This window comes from Stenotrophomonas sp. GbtcB23, from assembly GCF_019091045.1.
GTDB lineage: Bacteria > Pseudomonadota > Gammaproteobacteria > Xanthomonadales > Xanthomonadaceae > Stenotrophomonas > Stenotrophomonas rhizophila_A.
The window spans coordinates 1-242 of the sequence record NZ_JAGXKC010000618.1; the positions used below are offsets into that span (position 1 = coordinate 1).

At 64.0% G+C, this 242-nt stretch carries 1 protein-coding gene; it reads right to left on the bottom strand.

What is annotated here, in order from left to right; genetic code table 11:
• Positions 1–242 (bottom strand): hypothetical protein (locus KVS69_RS20325; RefSeq protein WP_217540094.1); only part of this gene is annotated, 242 nt, incomplete at both ends.

Below are 242 nucleotides of genomic sequence, written 5' to 3' on the forward strand. Positions count from 1 at the left end.
ACCAGGTCATCGTGCATGATCGGCGCGCTGTCGCCCGGGCCCACGCCTTCATCGCTGAAGGACAGCCCGTAGTCGAAGGTGAACAGGCCGGCGCTGTCGGTAGTCATCACCATGGTGTTGGTCACGTCCAGGCCGAACCGCGTCTGGCTCATGTCGTTGCGGTAGGCATCCTTGTAACCGGGGTCGGTGTTGCAGGTCGGGCCGTCATACCATTCGGTGCGGCGGTCGAAGTACCACGGGGG